Raw genomic sequence first — 20,043 nt, forward strand, 5'->3', positions numbered from 1 at the left:
GCTAAGGGGTTTTTAAGGCTGTATAAGCGTCGATATTTTTTTTAATTTGAACAATGCTGTAATTGCTACTCGAAATTACGATGGGTTCTTGTTGAATTTTATATTTTTTATCTTCTTTTAACAATTTGGCCAAATCATACGCATAGGATTGCGATTTAATGGCATGAATAACACAAAATGCCGTTTCACCATTATATTGATCTACCGAAAAAGTCAATTTCATGTAATTTTCATCATTCAAGAATTTCTTGAATTTCGTTTCAATTTCTTTTACCGCCTTTTCATCCTTTGCTGGAATTTGATATAAAATTTTCCAGTTTTTTTCATCAACGGTCGTAAATTCCATTTTTTCTAAAACCGGAATTTGTTTGGCTAAAATATCTTGGGCATTTTTTCCTTCTTCGCTATTCGGATAATGAGTGGCCACTTCTTCTAGCCCACTTTTATAAGCGGCTAATCCTTTTGTTTTACCTAATGCATTGGCTTTCAACAATTCAAATTTCGAAGCAATTTCTTCTCCCGAATATTCACGAATCAAATCATCAATAGTATCTAACACAACGCTAAATTGTTCGGCTTCGTATAATTCGTAATACTTTTTATAAACCGCATCGGCACTATTCATATTGGTTTCGGCACTCGCTGTATTATTGATGATTTGCGCATAACGTGAATCGGGATACTGTGTTGTAATTTGGTTTTTAATTGATGACGCCCGACTCGGATTGGTAATTTGATATATTTTATACAAATTATATTCGGTAGGCAATACTAATTTTTCTTCGGGTTGAAAAACGAGCAACTGTTCTAACTTTTCGCTAGCCAAATCATATTCCTTGAAGTTTTCTTTATAAAGAAGTCCCAATTGGTAATACGCAAAATCACGGTCTTTTTTAAGACTGCTAATTTTTTCGGAATCTGTTGGCAATTGATCCGTGTAATAGGCAACGGTATATTTTGGCTCGATTACGATCGAATCCGAAGCTTGTTGTCTTTCTTTTGAATCGGCTTCTCCATCAGCAAGTGCTTGGTTAATGCTCGCTAATGAAGTGCGCCATTGCCCTTCGGCCGTACGATTACCGAAATTTTTCTTAAACTGTAATTTTCCGTAGGCTACCGTCGTCGGATTGTAAAAATAAAATACATTTTTAGCATCAGCACTGGTTGGTGGTCCAAAGGTAGAAAAGCCAGGAGGTGTAGGGGCTGCTGCTATATCATCGGGATTGCTTCGGGCTAAATTCTCTTGTTTTTCGGCATCTTCATCCGCTTTTTTTTGTTTTTCGGCATTCGCTGCTTGTAATTGGTCAATGTATTTTTGATAATAATTCGTCCGCTCTTCTGGCGAATAGGCTATCACTTTCAAAATACTATCGTTTTGTTGTGCAATAGCTTCGTATTTGATAACGTCGTCTAAATTCAGGCGCTTTTTCTCCAAATACACATACTCCCTGCTTTTAGGATTTAGTTTTACTAACGTACTGTCGTAATACTTTGCCGCGAGGGTATAATCGGTATTTTTGAAATACATGTTTCCAATATTGCGGTAATTGGATGCTACCAAATAGTTATCTGCTGATTTGGTTTGTAAAGAAGCGTTATAAAATTCTAAAGCAGATTGTTGGTCGGACGTTTTATCGAAAAAAACACCCATTTCATAATACAAAACATCTAAAAATGGTCGGTTTTCGCGATCATCGACTAATTTATTGTACCGTTCTACAAAAGCTTGTTTATCGCCATTTTCATAATCAAATAATTGGGCTTTTTTGGCGTAGGAATGAATGAGGTATTTGCGATCACCTTTTCGATTCATATCAATAACCGATTGGTAGTAGGCTAACGCGCTATCACGCTCGGATTTTGCTTGGAACAACTGTCCTAGAATAAAACGATAACGGGCTCTTTCGGGATTCTTTTTCGTGAATTTTTCAGCAATTTGTAAATTAACAATAGTGCTGTCGTTTTGTTGGATATTAAAAAAAGCTTCTGCCAACAAAGCGTGTGCATCGGCATATGCCTGAGGGTCTACTTTTACATCTTTTAAAATCTGATTGATGTTTTTAATTACAATCGCCTCATTTCCCAAACGCATATTGGTTTTTTCTCTCCAAATTCGTGCGGTATTAATGTTGCTGCTAGTAGGATATTTGTACAATATATAATTAAAAGCGTCTAAAGCGGGAATAAAACGTTCTTCGTAATAACGGGATTTTCCAAGCAACAAATAGGCCTCATCCATCTGGAAGTTTTTTTCTTTTCCTCCAATGTTCATCGAGTGTTTTTGAATGGCTTTGGTGGCTTTGGTTTCGGCCAATTCAAAGTCAGGATTTTTAACTCTAGCCTCTTCCGAAAATGGATCTTGAACCAACATTCGCTCCACCGGAAGTATTTCCCAAAAATTATCTGTTTCGGCCGAATTTACCGTTTGCATTCCTTTATCGAAAGCAATTTGACCATTATATAAAATGTTGTATTTGGTACTCAAAGCATGCGAATTTCGAGCCAAAAAAGTGTCCTTTTTGGTAGAACAAGCCATTATAACCAGCCCAACGACCGACAAAGAAACATATTTACAAACGTTGATTTTCAAGGGAAAACGATTTAATCAATAAACTTACAAAAACAGTTTTTAGTATAATGACCTGTAAAAATACATTTCTTTTCGAGATATCGAAATTTAAACCGCAAAAAACACTTCCAATTCTTGTAGGGTCTCAGTTGATGTTTGGATGTCTTTTACAATTTCGCCTTTATTTAAGGCCACAATTCTATCACAAACTTCTACGGTATGTTGCAAATCGTGACTCGAAACCAGAACCGTTACATCGGGATTTTCGGCTAATTTTTTGATTATTTTTTTTAACCGATTTACTGTGGTTGGATCTAAATTGGCAAAAGGTTCATCCAAAATAACTACTTCTGGCCGACCAATTAAAGTGGCAATAATACCGACTTTCTTTTGATTACCTTTGGATAAATCACGAAGGTATTTTTTATTATTTAAAATTTCGCCGTTGAAAAATTCTACATAATCGTTTAATAAAGCATCCACATCGGCTTTGTTTTGTCCGTGTAAATCGCCTATGAAATAAAAATATTCTTCGGGCGTTAAATAGCCAATTAAAAAGTTTTCATCCAAAAACGAACCTGTAAAGGATTTCCAACTTTCATCGGTATTTACCTGTACTCCATTATTGTTTACAAAGCCTGTTGTTGGTCGAATCAAATCGAGTAATAAGCTAAAAAAAGTGGTTTTTCCGGCTCCATTGTTACCCACCAAACCAAAACTCTGACCTTTTGGAATTTCTAAATTATCAATTTTTAAAACAATATTTCCGTTATATGATTTTGAAAGATTTTGTACCTGTATCATGGTGATTTGCGTTTTTTGAAAAAGATTATTTTTTTTGTTTGTAAGCGGCAATTGTCGAATATTTTTCTGTTTTGTATTTGCTTTCGATAAACGAAAATACCTTGTTGCGAAACACAAAACCGAGTATACCCGTTAAGGCTACTAATAGAAGTCCTAGGTTTTCGTTATTAAAATGCAATCCGACACCGTATAACAAAACAGGAACCAATAATTTAGGAATGGTAAGCAACATGGCGCTCATATTAAAGGCTTTTTTGTCTCCAAAAGCACCGTTGCTCGATGTTAAATCGATTGGCGTTTTGGTATACGCACCACCCAAAAGTACCAATTGCGAATTGATTCCAATATTATAAATGGCACCCACCACAATCATCAGGTAGTATTCCCATCCAAAAAAAATATAAAACGAGGCCAAAACGGTGCTAATTGCCGTTACAATTACAATCAACCACCATTTGGCATTTAAATAACCGCGATACGGAATGTTTTGCGTCATCATCAATTGGTAATAAGAACTGTCCCAACTCGGAACAAATTGACCAAAAACAAACAAAAACCCGCCCGAAACAAAAATCCCTGCAAAAACATGCATAACTTTAGGTTGATGCATTCCGGGCGAAAAAAAGATGAGCCCATAAAATAAAAACAAAACACTCATAAAAACGGTCGTTTTAGAACGTTTGTTTCGCATAATCAATTTGATATCGTTTTTTAAAAAAGTTCCAATTGTTCCAAATTGATTGAGCCAACTTAAATCTTGCGTTTTTGCTTGTTCTTGTTTCAAAGCCAAACCAGCATCTAAGTATAAATTTTGTTTGAAGAATCGAAAAGTAAAAACATACAAAACAGAAACGATAACCAAAGGAATGCAAATCCAAATCGGGTTTTCATAAAACTGCTGAAAAAAAGTGCCTGTATAATCGGTTATATCAAAAATATCGTAGTACTGCAATCCGGCAAAAACGGTAACAATTACAAAAAAAACAGCAAATAATTTATCGATGTTGTTGAGAATCAAATTCAGAAAATTATTGGCATAAATAAAACAGAACATCGCCAAAGTCCAAGCCAAAACACCAATAACATCATACCCCTCTAGCAATAATACGACCGAAAAAGGCAAAAAGAAAAAAGCATGAATCCAATTAAAAAAGGATAAAAAAGTTTTCCAAAGCGAAAAATGCACAATGGTGTTTTTTTGAATATTCATCACCAACAACGGCTTGATATTGACTACAGGAATAGCTTGAAAAATAAGTCGAAACACCAAATCGGCAAACAAATAATAAAACAAAAATTTATTGACAGTGACCAAAGGTTCTAAATTCATTTTTTTAAGCACATAAAAGGCGCCTACACCCATAGCCAAAAAAATAAGGGTAAAATAAATTACTAAAAAGGCCATTAAAATTTTTAAAGCCAAATTGGTTCCAAAGGAAGCCGATCGTAAAAACGATTTCCATTCGAGGTAAATAAATTTGAAAAACATAGTTAACGTTTTGGTTTTTAAATTGGTTGCTAAATGTAAGAAAATATTACATCAAAATTAAAATATTCCCAATTCATACTTAATTTTAGTGGTTGTTACTTATTTTTGCACAAAAATTTGCCTTATGCCGTCATTTAGAAAACTAATCATAAAAGAAATAAAACGCGAAACACCAGCCGCTGTTTCCATCCTTTTTAATGTTCCTGCCGAATTTAAAAACGAATATAAATTTACGGCAGGACAATATGTAAATTTAAAATTAACACTTGATAATCAAGAGATTAGACGCGCTTATTCTATTTGTTCGGCTCCAGAAAGTGATGAATTGCGCATTGCGGTAAAAGCGGTTAAAAACGGATTATTTTCGCAATTTGCCAATACGCAGCTAAAAGAAGGTGCCGTTTTAGAAGTAGGTGAACCCGAAGGTAAATTTACCTTTGAACCCGATTCTGATAGACAAAAAAATTATGCCGCTTTTGTGGGTGGTAGCGGAATTACGCCCGTAATGGCAATCATAAAATCGGTTTTAAAAAGCGAGCCACAAAGTAGTTTTGTTTTGGTTTACAACAACAAAACCGTGGAAGACACGATATTTTATCAAGAACTTCACGATTTACAATTGCAATATGTAGGACGTTTGTTCGTGCATTATGTTTTCAGTCAGGCCAAAGTAGAAAATGCGCTTTTTGGCCGAATTGAAAAATCGACGGTTAATTATGTGCTCAATAACAAACATGCTGCCTTAGAGTTTGATAAATTCTATTTGTGTGGTCCCGAAGAAATGATTACTACGGTAACCGGAATTTTAAAAGAAAAAAATGTAAAAGATTCGGCCATTAAGTTTGAACTTTTTACCTCTTCAGCACAGGAAAATGAAGCCGCTGCCAATCATGAAGGTCATACCAAAATTACGGTTTTAGTCGATGATGAAGAAGTCACCTTCGAAATGTCGCAAAAACAAACCATTTTAGATGCAGCACTCAAACAAGGCGTAGATGCCCCGTATTCTTGCCAAGGAGGTATTTGCAGCAGTTGCCTTTGTCGCATTACCCAAGGAACTGCCGAAATGGTTAAAAATTCTATTTTAACCGATAGCGAAATCGCCGAAGGATTAGTTTTAAGCTGCCAAGCTCATCCTACCTCAGATGTTATTTTTGTTGATTTTGATGATGTGTAAAACCATCTTGCTATAAAACTTAAAAATCCAATCTTTTACAACAGCGATTGGATTTTTTGTATAACTAAATTTGGAAGAATCGTTCGCATAGCATCATCATAACCCGCCACTTTTTTGTTTCCATAAACCGAAGTTGGTAGTAAAGGATATTTTTCTCGATCAGAAACTAATGCATTTTCCATTGATTGATTAAACGGTAAAAATCCAGCATAAGGATGCGTGGCTCCCCAAAGTGTGACTACTTTTACACCCAGCATAGCAGCAAGATGTGCATTGCCAGAATCCATTGAAAGCATAACATCCAAATTACTTATTAACTGTAATTCTTGTTCCAACTTGATTTTTCCAGCCACCGAAAAGACATTTTCAAAAGGTTTTGCCCAGGATGCTAACAGTTCGCTTTCTTTTTTTCCACCGCCAAATAAAAAGATTTTGCAATCCTCCGCAGCCAATCCAACCAAAACCTCTTGCATCAAATCGTGCGGATATACCTTTGAATCGTATTGTGCAAAAGGAGCAATGCCTATCCATTTTTCTGTTTTTAAGCCCGTAATTGCCAGAATTTCATCGGTTAAATCGGATTTTTCAGGAAAAATGGGATTTTGCAAATCAATAGGAAAACCCAACTCTTCCAACACCTTTTGATGTCTGGAAAACATGCTGGGTTGTGGTTTGAAAACCTTGTTTTCAGCTCGAGTAAGTTCTTTTTTACCCTGTCGTCCTTTATCAACAAAAGCAACTTTTTTGCCACTCAACGCAAATAAATTTCGGACTATTTTAGAGCGCAATACGTTGTGTAAATCGGCAAAAGCATCAATTTGAAATACTTTTAAATCACGGTATAATCGATACAAACCCAGCAACCCTTTGTGCCTTTTTTTTTCATCAAAAGCAAAAAAAGTAAGATGGGGTATTCCGTTAAAAAAAGGTTTAAAAAAAGGTCTAGAAATTACCACTAAATTCACATTGGGATATTGTGTTACTAACGCCCTTAAAACAGGAACCGTCATGGCAACATCTCCCATTGCAGAGAGTCGCATGACGGCAATATTTGTAGTTTTTTTAGACAATTGACTGAAAATCGAAGCTAAAATTATTTTTTGTTTTGATACAAAACCGGATTCAAATCATCGTCGTTGTACATTTTCATTTGTTTGTACACTTTCATGAATTTATCTCCGTTTTCGATGTCGGTTAACAATTCTTCAATAGCGGTAGACAAATCCGAACGTTGCTCCAATAAAATATTTAATTTCTCTTGGCATTTATCTTTGTGAGCTGCCGATGCATCGGTGCGATTCACTTCTTCTTGCATGTGATAAATTTTTAGCGCCAAAATAGACAATCGATCAAAAGCCCAAGCCGGACTTTCGGAGTTGATTTTGGCATTGGCTTTGGGTACAATATGACTGTATTTTTGCAAAAAATAACTATCAATATACTCTACCATATCAGTGCGTTCTTGGTTAGAAGCATCTATTCTTCGTTTTAAAGTAAGCGCTGCAACCGGATCAATTTGCGGATCACGAATAATATCTTCAAAATGCCATTGAACCGTATCAATCCAATTTTTTAAGTACAACAAATGCTCAAATTTATCTTTTGGATAAGGATTGTTGATGGGTTGATCTACGTTATCAAATTGATGATAATCTTGGATACTTTGCTCAAAAACAGAATAAGCTAATTTAGAAAACATGATTTTTTATTTAATTAGAGTTACAAAGATACTTTTTATACATTTATACTTCTAAAAAATTTGGTAAAGTTTAAATAAACTCAGCTTCTAGCGCATTGCATACAGCTTATGAAAATTCATTATTTATCTGAAAACAATAGTGTGTTAAATCATTTTTTAGCGCAAATACGAAATACTAGCGTTCAAAATGACAGCATGCGTTTTAGACGAAATATCGAACGCATTGGCGAAGTTATGGCTTACGAAATCAGCAAAAAACTGCAATACAAATCCGTTCAAATTCAAACACCGCTCGGCATCAAAGAAACTACCGAAATTGCAAATAAATTGGTACTTTGCTCCATTTTAAGAGCGGGTTTGCCCCTACACACGGGATTTTTAAATTATTTTGATTCGGCCGAAAATAGTTTTGTATCTGCTAGCCGACACCATCCCAACGGCGATGCCGAATTTGAAATTTTGGTTGAGTACCAAGCTTTGAATGCTTTAACAGACAAAACCCTTTTGTTAGTGGACCCCATGTTGGCCACGGGACATTCGTTAGTCGCTGTTTTTAACAAATTGATGCAGAATGCCAACCCTACCGAAATTCATATTGCTGTTGTGATTGCCGCACCCGAAGGAATTGCTTATTTACAAGAACAATTGCCCGACAATTGTCAGCTTTGGGTGGGTGCTTTAGATAGTCATTTAAACGAGAAAAAATACATTGTCCCTGGTTTAGGAGATGCTGGCGACTTGGCGTACGGAACGAAATTATAACTGCGCAAAAAAGACCACTACGCTACATAAAATCAACACGGCAAACGTCAATTCGTTGTTAATTTTATGCTGTACAAATTCAATGTGACTTGTTGCCATAATAGCTAATGGCGCTACGGTAAAAACCAATAAATCGTTGCTTTTATTTGGCGAAATGAGATAAACCAAAACTGCAATAAAAAAATAGGCCAAGACTTTTTTGTACGAAGCATGCAGCAACAACGGTCTTTTGGACAAGGTCGTTAACATCGACAATACAAAAAACAGGGTTACGGTAAAATAAATAGAAAGCGCCCAATTTTGGGCATTATTGGTGAAATAGGAAATGCGAAAATAAACTAAAGCTCTATTTTGATAAAAAGAAAGAATATCAATATTGAAAATTAAAGCTGCTACCAAAAAAAGAGTTCCGACGGTAAAAAAAGCGATAAGTGGCAAAATCCAATTACGATAATCGCCCGAAACGTGAAAAATAATGGAAATAAAAACCAATACTAAAAACAAAATACACCAAAATTGGAACAACGAAGCCACTAAAATCCACAACGAAGCATCAAATATTTTTTCTTTGGCCGATTTTAAGGATTGCAAAGACAACAAACGTCGCAAGGCCAATAATAGAAAAAAATTGGCTAAAATAATATTCGGTTTACTAAACGAATCGGGAAAAAAAAGCAAGAGTAAAAAATTAAAAAACAACACGTAAGTATTGTCTTTACTGAGTCCGTTTTTTTTTGTAATGAAATTGGTTAACAAAAAAGAACCAAAAATAAGCAATAATAATCCGATCTTTTCTGCGATGCCAAACACCGAACCAAACCAAGAAAGATCTTGAAATTGGTAGATAAAAAAGAACAACAACATCAAAATTATGATTAAGGAATAATTTAATGGTGTAGATTTTTTAAAAATGCTTGTAATCATACGGATATTTTATACTTTTGTGACTGTAAATATAATACTTGTTTAAAAAACGAAACTAACTTGTTGGAAAAAGATTCACAATCGACTTCAATTCGTTATAAAACAATAAATAACATAATAATAGTATAAGTTATGAAAGCTTTTTTTGAAGGAATACAATCTCTTTTTGTAGATTTTTTATTTGCTCCACTTGATTTTTTACGTTCTTTAGAACTTCAAACTTGGTTTGGTGCCAATACCATTAACTGGATTTTTATGATTATCTGCGCCTGTGCGATCGTATATTGGATCAAACAATTGCGTATTTTTGATGATGCCGGTACCGAAAACCAAGATACAACAGCACACTCATTTTTGAAATAATTTTTTCAGAATTCAAAATACAAAAAAGTCCTAATCATTTGATTGGGACTTTTTTTTGAATGAAATTGTTTTAATTACTAATTTTATAAAACATTATTAATTCAAAAAATAAACAATAATGATTGCTTTAAAAGAACTTTATCAAATTGCAGAAAAAGAAATATCAGATATACTACCTGATTCTTTTATTGATTTTAGATTAGAACAAGCTGAATACAATGAAAACGATGATATTTGGGAAATAGTTGTTTCTTATCTAACAGAAAACAACAATAAAGGAACATCCCCTTTTTCGCAATTATCACAAAATTTTCCTTATGAAAGAATTTATAAAAAACTAAAAATAACAGATAAAAAAGAATTTAAGGGTTTTTACATGTATACTCCATAAATTATGATTTTATTTGATACCAATGCATTAGTTGTTCTAATTGTCGGTTTAATTGACGAAAACTTAATAGAAAAGCATAAACGAACGTCGCTTTACACTAAAAATGACTTCTATAATTTAATAAAAGTCATTGAAAATATAGAAAATCTAATAGTACTTCCAAATATTTGGACGGAAGTAGATAATTTATTAAACAATTTTTCAGGAAATAATAAATATCATTATATCAATAATTTAAAACAATTGATAGAAAAAACAACTGAAAATTATTTATCAACCTCTCAATCTATAAATTCTGAATATTTTTCAGAAATTGGCATTACTGATTCGCTTATTTTACAATTGGCCGAAAAATGTAATTTTATTATAACTTCTGACACGAAACTATCTGATTATGCAAATGCCAATGGCATTAAAGTATATGATATGATAAAAAGAAGAAATCAAGATTTTAAATAAAAAAAGCCGCTCGAAAGCAGCTTTTCCTTTTATAAATCGTTTCCAATATCACGTCGGAAATACATTTTTTCAAATTCGAATTTGGAAATATTAGCGTAGGATTGTTGTACTGCTGCTTTAAAATCATTTCCAAAAGAAGTTACTGCAATAACACGACCACCGTTAGTAACCACTTGATTGTCTTTTAAAGTAGTACCCGCATGAAACACAATGGATTCTGAAATCGTTTCTAGTCCAGAAATCACTTTCCCTTTTTCATAATCTTCGGGGTAACCACCCGAAACAACCATCACCGTAGTAGCACTTCGTGGATCAATTTTCAATTCAAACTGGTCTAACTCTTGTTTGGCTACTGCTTGAAACAAGGCTACTAAATCCGATTCTAAACGCGGAATGACCACTTCGGTTTCTGGATCACCCATTCGCACATTGTATTCAATCACCAATGGCTCATTATTTACTTTTATCAATCCGATAAAAACAAATCCTTTATAATCAATTCCGTCTTTTACAAAACCGTCTATAGTAGGTTTTACAATTCGGGTTTCGATTTTTTCCATAAATTCAGCATCGGCAAAAGGCACAGGCGACACAGCTCCCATTCCGCCTGTATTCAAACCGGTATCTCCTTCGCCAATTCGCTTGTAATCCTTAGCCATCGGTAAAATTTTGTAACTTTTCCCGTCGGTTAAAACAAAACAGCTCAACTCAATTCCATCTAAAAATTCTTCAATTACCACTTTGGCACTGGCTTCTCCAAATTTTTGATTCACCAACATATTTCGTAATTCGGTTTTGGCTTCTTCTAAATCCTGAATAATTAAAACGCCTTTTCCGGCAGCCAAACCATCTGCTTTTAATACATAAGGTGGTTGCAACGTTTCTAAAAAAGCACAACCATTTTCTACCGTTTCGGCAGTAAAACTATCGTATGCTGCAGTAGGAACGTTATGACGCATCATAAATTCTTTAGCAAATTCTTTACTTCCTTCAAGCGTGGCGCCCAATTTAGAAGGACCGATCACAGGAATATGTTGTAAACTTTCGTCGTTTTTAAAATAATCGTACACGCCTTTTACTAATGGATCTTCGGGTCCCACTACTACCATGTCTACTTTTTCTTGAAGTACAAAGGTTTTCAAAGCCTCAAAATCGGTTGGACTAATATTTACATTCTGTGCAATGGCAGCTGTTCCGGCATTTCCAGGTGCAACAAAAAGTTTTTCGCATAAGGCACTTTGTGTCATTTTCCAGGCAAAAGCATGCTCTCTACCTCCAGAACCTAATAATAAAATTGTCATGTTTTCGATATATTTAATTGTTTTTCGGTCTTTTAAAAGACGGTACAAAAATAATTTCTTTTAGGCGTAAAAAATAATTTAATATTAAAAACTTGCTTCGGGTAGTGGTAAAATCGGCTTGTTATTTTATTTTTGACTAAAATGTAACGGTATGTTTGCTCTTTTTGATGTTTCCTTGCAACTCAACGGTTTTCCGATAAATAAGGCAAAATCTGAACTGCAACATATTTTAAATTTATCCGAGCCGGATTATCTTTCTTTTTTAGATCGAAAAAAAAAGAAAATCGTTGCTTTTCATTTTCAAAATAATCCTTTTTACAAAAAAGTACTCGGCGAAACGGTTCCCGAAAATTGGCAAGAGTTACCCGTTTTAAGCAAATCCGACTTACAACAGCCTTTACTAAATCGGTTATCAAAAGGGTTTACAAAGCAAAATTGCTTTGTTAATAAAACTTCTGGTTCTAGCGGAACGCCTTTTATTTTTGCCAAAGACAAATACAGTCATGCGTTAACTTGGGCATCAAATATGTTGCGTTTTGGCTGGCACGGAATCGATTTTAATCATTCCTATCAAGCTCGTTTTTACGGAATGCCACGGGATTCTATCGGTTACCAAAAAGAACGTTTGAAAGACTTTTTATCGCATCGGTATCGATTTCCTGTTTTTGACTTATCAGATACAATTTTAGAAGGATTTTTAGATAAATTTAGAACCCAAAAATTCGACTACATTAACGGTTATACTTCTTCAATTGTTTTATTTGCCAAATTTTTACAGCAAAAAAACATCGTTTTAAAATCCATTTGTCCTACTTTAAAAGTTTGCATCGTCACTTCTGAAATGTTGTTTGAAAACGATAGAATATTGTTAGAAAATCAATTGGGAATTCCGATTGTGAACGAATATGGCGCATCGGAGTTGGATTTGATTGCTTTTGAAAATCCGCAAGGCGAATGGCAGGTGAATGCGGAAACACTTTTTGTTGAAATTCTAGACGAAAACAACCAAGCCGTTCCGTATGGAATGCAGGGAAAAGTGGTGATTACTTCGTTATTTAACACCGCACATCCGTTTATTCGATACGAAATTGGTGATATTGGAATCTTAGACGAAAAAAGCACGCCTCAAAAACCCATTCTAAAAAAACTAATCGGACGAACCAATGATTTTGCCCTTTTACCCAGCGGTAAAAAAGCGCCCGGATTAACATTTTATTACATAACAAAAAGCATTATCGAAGACAATGGTAATGTGAAAGAATTTGTCATCAAACAAACCAAAATCAATACTTTTGAGGTTGATTATGTGAGCGAAATAGAATTGAATTTGACACAAATTCAGAAAATTGAAGCCGCAATTGCCTTATATTTGGAAAAAGGATTGATTTTTACATTCGTTAGAAAAGAAAAACTGGAACGAAGCAAAAGCGGCAAATTGAAACAATTCGTTTCGTTAATAAAAGAAAAAGCAGAATGAAAATCACCTTAGTCACAGGCGCAAGACCTAATTTTATCAAAATCGCACCCATCATCAAAGCGATTGAAAAAAAGCAAAACGAAGGGGCTACTATTTCTTATCGTTTAGTGCATACGGGACAACATTATGATAAAAACTTAAGCGATACTTTTTTTGAAGAATTAAATATTCCGAAACCTAATTCAAATTTAGAAGTAAAAAGCGGTTCACAAGCAGAACAAACTGGGGCTATTATGATTGCTTTTGAAAAAGAATTACAACAAAATCCTTGTGATTTGGTTTTAGTCGTTGGCGATGTCAATTCGACAATGGCTTGTGCGATTGTAGCCAAAAAACAAAACATAAAAGTCGCTCACGTCGAAGCTGGAATACGGTCTGGCGATATGACAATGCCAGAAGAAATCAACCGAATTGTTACTGATAGCATTACCGATTATTTCTTTACAACCTCAACTTTAGCTTCCGAAAATTTATTGAAATATGGCGTTGATCCAGCCAATATTCATTTTGTTGGTAATGTAATGATAGATACTTTATACCAAAATTTAGATCGAATTTTTGAACCGATTTTTTGGAATGAATTTGAATTAGAAACTAGAAATTACATCATACTTACCTTGCATCGCCCATCGAACGTGGATCAAGAACAATCCTTAATTAAATTGCTTCAAGGAATCGACAAAATGGCTGACGGTAAAAAAGTAATTTTCCCAATTCATCCTAGAACGAAAGCTATTTTAGGTGAAACGAATTTAGAACTGAAAAACATCCTTTTTGTAGAGCCACAAGGGTATTTAAACTTTATGTACCTCATCAAAAATAGTTTTGCTGTGATTACGGATTCTGGAGGAATTTCGGAAGAAACTACTGTTATGGGAATTCCGTGTTTTACGATGCGAAACAATACAGAAAGACCCGAAACACAAAGCATTGGAACCAATACTTTGGTAGGAACTTCAATAGAAAATTTAGAAAAATTATTTGGAGAATTCCTTAAAAATGGAAAACGAAAAGCTGGAATTCCTGAACTTTGGGACGGAAAAGCTTCAGAACGAATTATTGATATTCTACTTCAAAAATAAAAGATTAAACACGAATTTCACAAATTTACACGAACTTATAATAGCCTAAAATTTTACCAATTCGTGTCAAAAAACACACAAACAAATTCAGTTTAACGAGTTCAAAATAATGGAAGAAATCCTCATCATATCGAATTATTATCCGCCTGAAAAAGGAGCTGCCGCTAATAGAATTGAGCAATTGGCCCAGAAATTACATCAAAATAATTACAAAGTTTCTGTGCTTTGTCCGTTGGGAAATTATCCAAAAGGAGAGTTATTTCCGGAATACAAAGGCAAGTTTTCAGTAACCGAAACTCTTCAAAATATTACAGTAAAACGCCTTTGGATTTATCCAAGTGTCAGCAAAAACATCTTCAAAAGAACACTTTCGGTTTTGTCGTTTTCTTCTGTTTTGTTTTTCTATTTATTGTGCAAAAAAACACCGCATAAAGTTGTCGTTCAATCGCCTCCTTTATTGCTATCATTTGTATCGGTTTTGGTTATTTCGCTAATGCGTAAAAAAATAATTTTGAATGTTTCGGATTTGTGGCCTTTGGCGGCAGTTGAATTAAATGCTTTGAAAAAAGACAGTTTATCACACAAAGTGTCATTGTTTTTTGAACGATCTATTTATTCGAAAGCCACATTAATCTTCGGTCAATCGAACGAAATTATAACTCACATTCATTCTATTTTTCCAAAAAAAGAATGTCATTTGTACCGCAATTTTCCCGAACATCAAACCACTGGAATGTATTTTACATCGAATGTAAATGAACCTATTAAACTATTTTATGCAGGATTATTGGGTGTAGCACAAGGTGTTTTTGAATTGTGTAAAAATATCGAATTACAAAATCTAAATATCGAATTACATATTTTTGGAGACGGAGCAGAGAAATCACAAATCGAGAATTTGATTAAGCAAAATCCAGAGAAAAAAATCTTCTTTCACGGAATGTTAGAGCGAAATATTCTACACGAAAAGCTTCAATCTTTTGATATTGCACTTGTGCCTCTTAAAACAAGAATTTATGGTTCTGTGCCTTCTAAAATATTTGAATATGGTGCTTTGGGATTCCCTGTTCTTTATTTTAGCGGCGGTGAAGGCGAAATTATTGTAAAAGAAAATAATTTAGGGTGGATTGCCCAAGTTGGTAATTTTGAAAGTTTAAATAACGCTTTGATTGAAATATCAAAAACAGGAAAAGAAACAATACAAATAATGAAGCAAAAAGTTTTTGATACTGCTAAAAAACGGTTTAATCTTGATTTTCAAATTAAATATTTAATTAATAAAAAAACATTCTAATACGCTTTATCATCTCCTTTGATGATGTTGAATATTGTGGTCAAAATTATTTCTATATCCAACAAAATAGACCAATTTTCCATATAGAAAATATCATATTTGTATCGGTTGATAATATCCGAATCTTTTTCGACAGCCCCTCTATAACCACGGGTTTGCGCCAGTCCTGTTATACCCGGTTTGATAAAATGCCTAATCATAAAATTATTAACCTTTAAAGCATATTGTTCGGTATAAAGCAACATATGCGGTCGGGGTCCCACTACCGACATATCACCTCTTAAAACATTATAAAACTGAGGCAACTCATCAAGACTGGTTTTCCGCAAAAATTTACCAACTTTGGTAATCCTAACATCATTTTTAGAAACAGGATTATAAGCATCTTGCTCTACTAGTTGCATAGATCTAAATTTATAACATTCAAATACATGTTTGCCTAAGCCATTTCTTTTATGTTTGTAAAAAACAGGACCTGGAGACTCTAATATTATTAATAAAGCTAAAAGGGGTGTTAACCAACTTAAAATAAAAACGAGTACTAATAACGAAAAAACAATATCAAAAAACCGCTTTGCAATTTGGTTATTCTTTTCATCTAAACGAATATCACGTAAAGCTAAGATGGGTAAATAACCGTAATATTGAAATGCAAAATTGCCGCTTAAAATTTGGCTCTCATCCGGAATAAACTTTAAAGTTTTAAAATGTGTATTGGCAAAATTAACCAAACGTTCCATTTGAGTTTCATTCAAATCGCACATGGCACAATATATCTCATCAGTATCGTGAATTGATACATAATCAAGTGCTTCTTGCAGTTGTAAATCGTTATTCTTTTCAAGCGAAAAAGACTGACATACTTTATAACCGTATTCTAAATTTTCAGTAAAAAAAGAATGAAGTGGCGCTACTTTTTTGGCGTTTCCAATTAAAACAACACTTCTCAAATTACCACCAAAAAGCAAGCGGTATTCTTTTAAAAAATAAAAAATAAAAAGTTTGAGACTTATAACAGTAAAAAAAACACTAGCCATATAACAAAAAACGGTCATATAACTTGTCGTTTCTGTAAATAAATAAACTAGCGCTAAACAAGCAACACCAAAAAGTAAAAATTGCTTGGCCGAACAATTTAAAATGCTAATGACCTTTGTATACCGATACACCTCATAAAAGCCTAAATGAAGCGCAATTACAATCCAACAAAAACTTAACGTAAGATACAGTTGTATTTGGTAATCGGGAAAAATAATAAAATTAATACCAAAAAGACAAAGTATTACAATATCAGCTACATAGGAAAATGGACGAATATATCCGGAGTATGTTCCTGCCTTAGTATGCATTGCGTATTGTTTATATTGGTTTTGATATGAAAAAAATCAAAATTGAGCTCCTTTTCAAAATGCCGAAATATACAGTATTTATAAAAATATAATCCCCTTTTTTAGTTATAAAATGAAACGAATGCGCTCTAAAAAGTTAATTTATTAAAAATTAATACTTTTTGAAACAGGATAATGATGAATCGTTGAAGTCACTATTTAATATAATCAGAAAAATCTTTATGCTCTTCTTTCAACAACTCTTCCTTTGATAAGGATTTAAAATATTCATAAGTAATTTTCATTCCTTCGCTTCTGGAAACTTTGGGTTCCCAACCCAAAATTTCTTTTGCTTTGGTAATATCGGGTTGTCGCTGTAAAGGATCGTTAACAGGCAACGGATGGTAAACCACTTTTTGATTGGTTGCGGTTAATTTAATAATCTCTTCGGCAAAATCTTTAATGGTAATTTCGTCTGGATTTCCAATGTTTACAGGATACACATAATCCGAATGCAACAATCTGAAAATTCCTTCCACTTGATCATCTACATAACAAAACGAACGTGTTTGCATACCGTCACCAAAAATGGTCAAATCTTCTCCACGTAACGCTTGTCCAATAAAAGCAGGGATTACGCGCCCGTCATTCAGTCTCATCCTTGGTCCGTAGGTATTAAAAATACGAACAATTCGGGTTTCAACTCCATGAAAAGTATGATATGCCATAGTGATAGATTCTTGAAAACGCTTCGCTTCATCGTAAACGCCTCGAGGTCCAATTGTGTTGACATTACCGTAATATTCTTCCGTTTGAGGATGTACCAAAGGATCTCCGTATACTTCTGAAGTTGAAGCAATCAAAATTCGTGCATTTTTTACCCGTGCCAAACCTAACAAATTATGTGTTCCTAACGATCCAACCTTTAACGTTTGAATCGGAATTTTTAAATAATCGATTGGGCTGGCTGGAGAAGCAAAATGTAAAATATAATCCAACTCTCCCGGTACATGTACAAACTTAGAAATATCGTGATGGTAAAACTCAAAATGCTCTAGTTTAAACAGATGCTCAATGTTTTTTAAATCGCCGGTAATCAAATTATCCATCCCAATAACATGATAGCCTTCTTGAACAAACCGATCGCATAAATGAGATCCTAAAAAACCAGCAGCACCGGTAATAAGTATTTTTTTCATAATATTCGTTTGGATAATTTTTTATTTATCCCATTTAATGGGTTAGTTGGAACCATTTAAAATTTGCTCTAATATTTTAATGGTTATCAAATAAGTAGGTTTTACCCCAGTTGTTCCTAAACCACCAGAAGCTAAGGTGCTTCCTGTTTCTAACGGATTATCCGAGGCGTAGTACGCATATCGAACTTTAACATTGTTCGGAATGCTTTTTCTGATTTTAGAAGCTGATTGAATCGCTTTTTGATAATACGATCCTTCCATTTCTAAACCGATTACACCCCAAGTGGACTGATGAAAAAACTTAAGCAATTCTCGATTTTGAAGCGACGTTCCTAAAACAGTTACCATCGCACCTTCGTATACGTCGATCCCGTTGCCTTCTAACATAGCACCCGTAAGCTCGTTTTCAAAAAAGTAATTATCGGCCGTCCCTTCGTTTATATGCGCTGTCGGAATCATAATATCTCCTTTTCCTCCTTCTAAAATTCCTGCTTTTCCCATAATCGAAACCGATTGTACATTAAGCAACGTATCTTTTTTGTAGGGTTTTAAAAGCTCATCGACCGTTTCATAAGCTTGCTCTCCAAAAGCATAATCCATTACAATAATTACTGGTTGTGGTTCTTTTACTTTAGCTTTTGGAAAAGCCGTTAGACTCCAATCAATTTTAGCAGTATCAAAAATTTGCACATCGATATTCGTCCCCGAAGTGTCGGGTAAAAAAATCATTCCGTTTTTTTCGGCCAAAGTTGCTACTTGTTTTCGAATATCATTTGCACCCGATTTGCTTAATTCTTCATAAATAACAAAATCGGCTTTGCCTTTAAATTTTGATTTTAACAAAGGCGTTGCAAAAAGCGAATTCATAACACTGTGCATATTGGCACTAATAACATGAATAGGACGGTCTAAAAGTTGTTGTTCTTTCAGGACTTCTTTGATATTCGTAGCCCAAATTTCTCCGTGAATATGATGTCCCAAACGTTCTCTCAAAATCGGACTAAACGTAATGGTTCGTTTGTTGTTTTCTAAAACCTCTTCAATGGCTAACTTTCCTAGCCAATAAATAACATGCAAAAAGCGATCTGGATTTTTTTCTGAGGCAAATGCATCGTAAATATCCAATATTTCTTCGAAAGCACGACCTAACACATTAGCAACATGCGAAATAGCAATTTCTTTATCAACCAGCGAGAGTTTTTTGGTTTGTTGCACGGCCGCTTCTAATTTTAACCAATCGCGCGATAATTCGCCCGAATCATCTAATAAAACACGGTTTTTAATTTTATGCGATTCGATAAAAATAAACGTCAAATGCGTTAAAATATCATAAATATCCGATCTTCCTCGGGTAATCTCCACATTCATTTGTTCAGCATCAATGCGGTAACAATTACGTTTTCTTTTGGGTGGAACAATGGCTTCAAAATGCGATTTAGAATAACCTTCATCCGAAGTTAAATTAATAAATCGGCATTGCTCAATTCCGATTGGTAAACGTTCAATCACGTACAGCAATCCGTTTAATTCTACTTTTTCATCGCCTATAAATCCGTAAATTTCTGGACGTAAAGCCAATAAGGCTTCTCGTAAAGTATCGCCAGAAACACCCATTGGTTTGTAAAAACCACGATTAAATAAATGGCGCATTGTAATGTACATTTTTTCAATTGCTGCCGATGATTCTTGCGCTCTAGTGCGGTATATGTGTTTGGTTTCTGCCAT

The 20,043-nt window shown here is 34.2% G+C and carries 18 protein-coding genes; 8 read left to right on the top strand and 10 right to left on the bottom strand.

Features of this window, described 5'->3' with window-relative positions; all coding sequences use genetic code 11:
• Position 1: 1 nt before the first annotated feature.
• The 3 genes from porW to I5M07_RS07085 all read right to left on the bottom strand — a co-directional run bounded on the left by porW (position 2) and on the right by I5M07_RS07085 (position 4,862).
• Positions 2-2,590 (bottom strand): type IX secretion system periplasmic lipoprotein PorW/SprE, encoded by a 2,589-nt coding sequence (gene porW / locus I5M07_RS07075; protein ID WP_317191316.1) that lies wholly within the window; start codon positions 2,588-2,590, stop codon positions 2-4.
• An 87-nt stretch (positions 2,591-2,677) separates the two neighbouring features.
• The gene (locus I5M07_RS07080; protein WP_200105520.1) at positions 2,678-3,373 is read right to left on the bottom strand and encodes an ABC transporter ATP-binding protein; all 696 of its coding nucleotides are present in this window, start codon (positions 3,371-3,373) and stop codon (positions 2,678-2,680) included.
• A 25-nt stretch (positions 3,374-3,398) separates the two neighbouring features.
• Complete coding sequence (locus I5M07_RS07085; RefSeq protein ID WP_200105521.1) at positions 3,399-4,862, bottom strand: DUF5687 family protein; 1,464 nt, start codon at positions 4,860-4,862, stop codon at positions 3,399-3,401.
• A 124-nt stretch (positions 4,863-4,986) separates the two neighbouring features.
• Here I5M07_RS07085 and I5M07_RS07090 point away from each other — a divergent pair, with 124 nt between their 5' ends.
• Complete coding sequence (locus tag I5M07_RS07090; RefSeq protein ID WP_200105522.1) at positions 4,987-6,039, top strand: ferredoxin--NADP reductase; 1,053 nt, start codon at positions 4,987-4,989, stop codon at positions 6,037-6,039.
• Positions 6,040-6,074: 35 nt separating this feature from the next.
• On the opposite strand, the gene I5M07_RS07095 is transcribed toward I5M07_RS07090, so the two are convergent.
• Positions 6,075-7,079 carry a glycosyltransferase family 9 protein gene (locus I5M07_RS07095; RefSeq protein ID WP_200105523.1) on the bottom strand — a complete coding sequence of 335 codons (1,005 nt, stop codon included), beginning with the start codon at positions 7,077-7,079 and terminating at the stop codon, positions 6,075-6,077.
• A gap of 53 nt (positions 7,080-7,132) precedes the next feature.
• Positions 7,133-7,738: a DUF4254 domain-containing protein gene (locus I5M07_RS07100; RefSeq protein ID WP_200105524.1), complete on the bottom strand. Its 606-nt coding sequence runs from the start codon at positions 7,736-7,738 to the stop codon at positions 7,133-7,135.
• A gap of 108 nt (positions 7,739-7,846) precedes the next feature.
• On the opposite strand from I5M07_RS07100, the gene upp reads away from it, so the two are divergent.
• Positions 7,847-8,500, top strand: coding sequence for a uracil phosphoribosyltransferase (gene upp, locus I5M07_RS07105; protein WP_200105525.1), 654 nt, complete (start codon positions 7,847-7,849; stop codon positions 8,498-8,500).
• On the opposite strand, the gene I5M07_RS07110 is transcribed toward upp, so the two are convergent.
• On the bottom strand, positions 8,495-9,424 hold the full coding sequence (locus I5M07_RS07110; protein ID WP_200105526.1) for a DUF6427 family protein: 930 nt from the start codon (positions 9,422-9,424) through the stop codon (positions 8,495-8,497). The two genes, upp and I5M07_RS07110, sit on opposite strands and share 6 nt — an antisense overlap.
• Positions 9,425-9,556: 132 nt before the next feature.
• Here I5M07_RS07110 and I5M07_RS07115 point away from each other — a divergent pair, with 132 nt between their 5' ends.
• The 3 genes from I5M07_RS07115 (at position 9,557) to I5M07_RS07125 (ending at position 10,637) form a co-directional block, all read left to right on the top strand.
• Complete coding sequence (locus tag I5M07_RS07115) at positions 9,557-9,787, top strand: DUF6341 family protein (protein ID WP_200105527.1); 231 nt, start codon at positions 9,557-9,559, stop codon at positions 9,785-9,787.
• A gap of 118 nt (positions 9,788-9,905) precedes the next feature.
• The gene (locus tag I5M07_RS07120; protein ID WP_200105528.1) at positions 9,906-10,178 is read left to right on the top strand and encodes a hypothetical protein; all 273 of its coding nucleotides are present in this window, start codon (positions 9,906-9,908) and stop codon (positions 10,176-10,178) included.
• 3 nt (positions 10,179-10,181) lie between these two features.
• Positions 10,182-10,637 carry a PIN domain-containing protein gene (locus I5M07_RS07125; protein ID WP_200105529.1) on the top strand — a complete coding sequence of 152 codons (456 nt, stop codon included), beginning with the start codon at positions 10,182-10,184 and terminating at the stop codon, positions 10,635-10,637.
• 29 nt (positions 10,638-10,666) lie between these two features.
• Here I5M07_RS07125 and purD read toward each other — a convergent pair whose 3' ends face one another.
• Positions 10,667-11,938, bottom strand: a complete 1,272-nt coding sequence (gene purD / locus I5M07_RS07130; protein WP_200105530.1) for a phosphoribosylamine--glycine ligase — start codon at positions 11,936-11,938, stop codon at positions 10,667-10,669.
• A gap of 151 nt (positions 11,939-12,089) precedes the next feature.
• Here purD and I5M07_RS07135 point away from each other — a divergent pair, with 151 nt between their 5' ends.
• The 3 genes from I5M07_RS07135 to I5M07_RS07145 all read left to right on the top strand — a co-directional run bounded on the left by I5M07_RS07135 (position 12,090) and on the right by I5M07_RS07145 (position 15,791).
• Positions 12,090-13,415 carry a phenylacetate--CoA ligase family protein gene (locus tag I5M07_RS07135; protein ID WP_200105531.1) on the top strand — a complete coding sequence of 442 codons (1,326 nt, stop codon included), beginning with the start codon at positions 12,090-12,092 and terminating at the stop codon, positions 13,413-13,415.
• A complete protein-coding gene (wecB, locus tag I5M07_RS07140; protein ID WP_200105532.1) occupies positions 13,412-14,497 on the top strand; it encodes a non-hydrolyzing UDP-N-acetylglucosamine 2-epimerase in 1,086 nt (361 codons plus the stop codon). Before I5M07_RS07135 ends, wecB begins: the two co-directional genes overlap by 4 nt.
• 109 nt (positions 14,498-14,606) lie before the next feature.
• Positions 14,607-15,791, top strand: coding sequence for a glycosyltransferase family 4 protein (locus tag I5M07_RS07145; protein ID WP_200105533.1), 1,185 nt, complete (start codon positions 14,607-14,609; stop codon positions 15,789-15,791).
• Here I5M07_RS07145 and I5M07_RS07150 read toward each other — a convergent pair.
• The 3 genes from I5M07_RS07150 to I5M07_RS07160 all read right to left on the bottom strand — a co-directional run bounded on the left by I5M07_RS07150 (position 15,788) and on the right by I5M07_RS07160 (position 20,043).
• The gene (locus I5M07_RS07150) at positions 15,788-17,140 is read right to left on the bottom strand and encodes an exopolysaccharide biosynthesis polyprenyl glycosylphosphotransferase (RefSeq protein WP_200105534.1); all 1,353 of its coding nucleotides are present in this window, start codon (positions 17,138-17,140) and stop codon (positions 15,788-15,790) included. The genes I5M07_RS07145 and I5M07_RS07150 overlap by 4 nt on opposite strands.
• Before the next feature lie 194 nt (positions 17,141-17,334).
• Positions 17,335-18,318: a UDP-glucuronic acid decarboxylase family protein gene (locus tag I5M07_RS07155; RefSeq protein ID WP_200105535.1), complete on the bottom strand. Its 984-nt coding sequence runs from the start codon at positions 18,316-18,318 to the stop codon at positions 17,335-17,337.
• Positions 18,319-18,360: 42 nt separating this feature from the next.
• Positions 18,361-20,043: a DUF6909 family protein gene (locus I5M07_RS07160; protein ID WP_200105536.1), complete on the bottom strand. Its 1,683-nt coding sequence runs from the start codon at positions 20,041-20,043 to the stop codon at positions 18,361-18,363.

Source organism: Flavobacterium agrisoli (genome assembly GCF_016522065.1).
Lineage (GTDB): Bacteria > Bacteroidota > Bacteroidia > Flavobacteriales > Flavobacteriaceae > Flavobacterium > Flavobacterium agrisoli.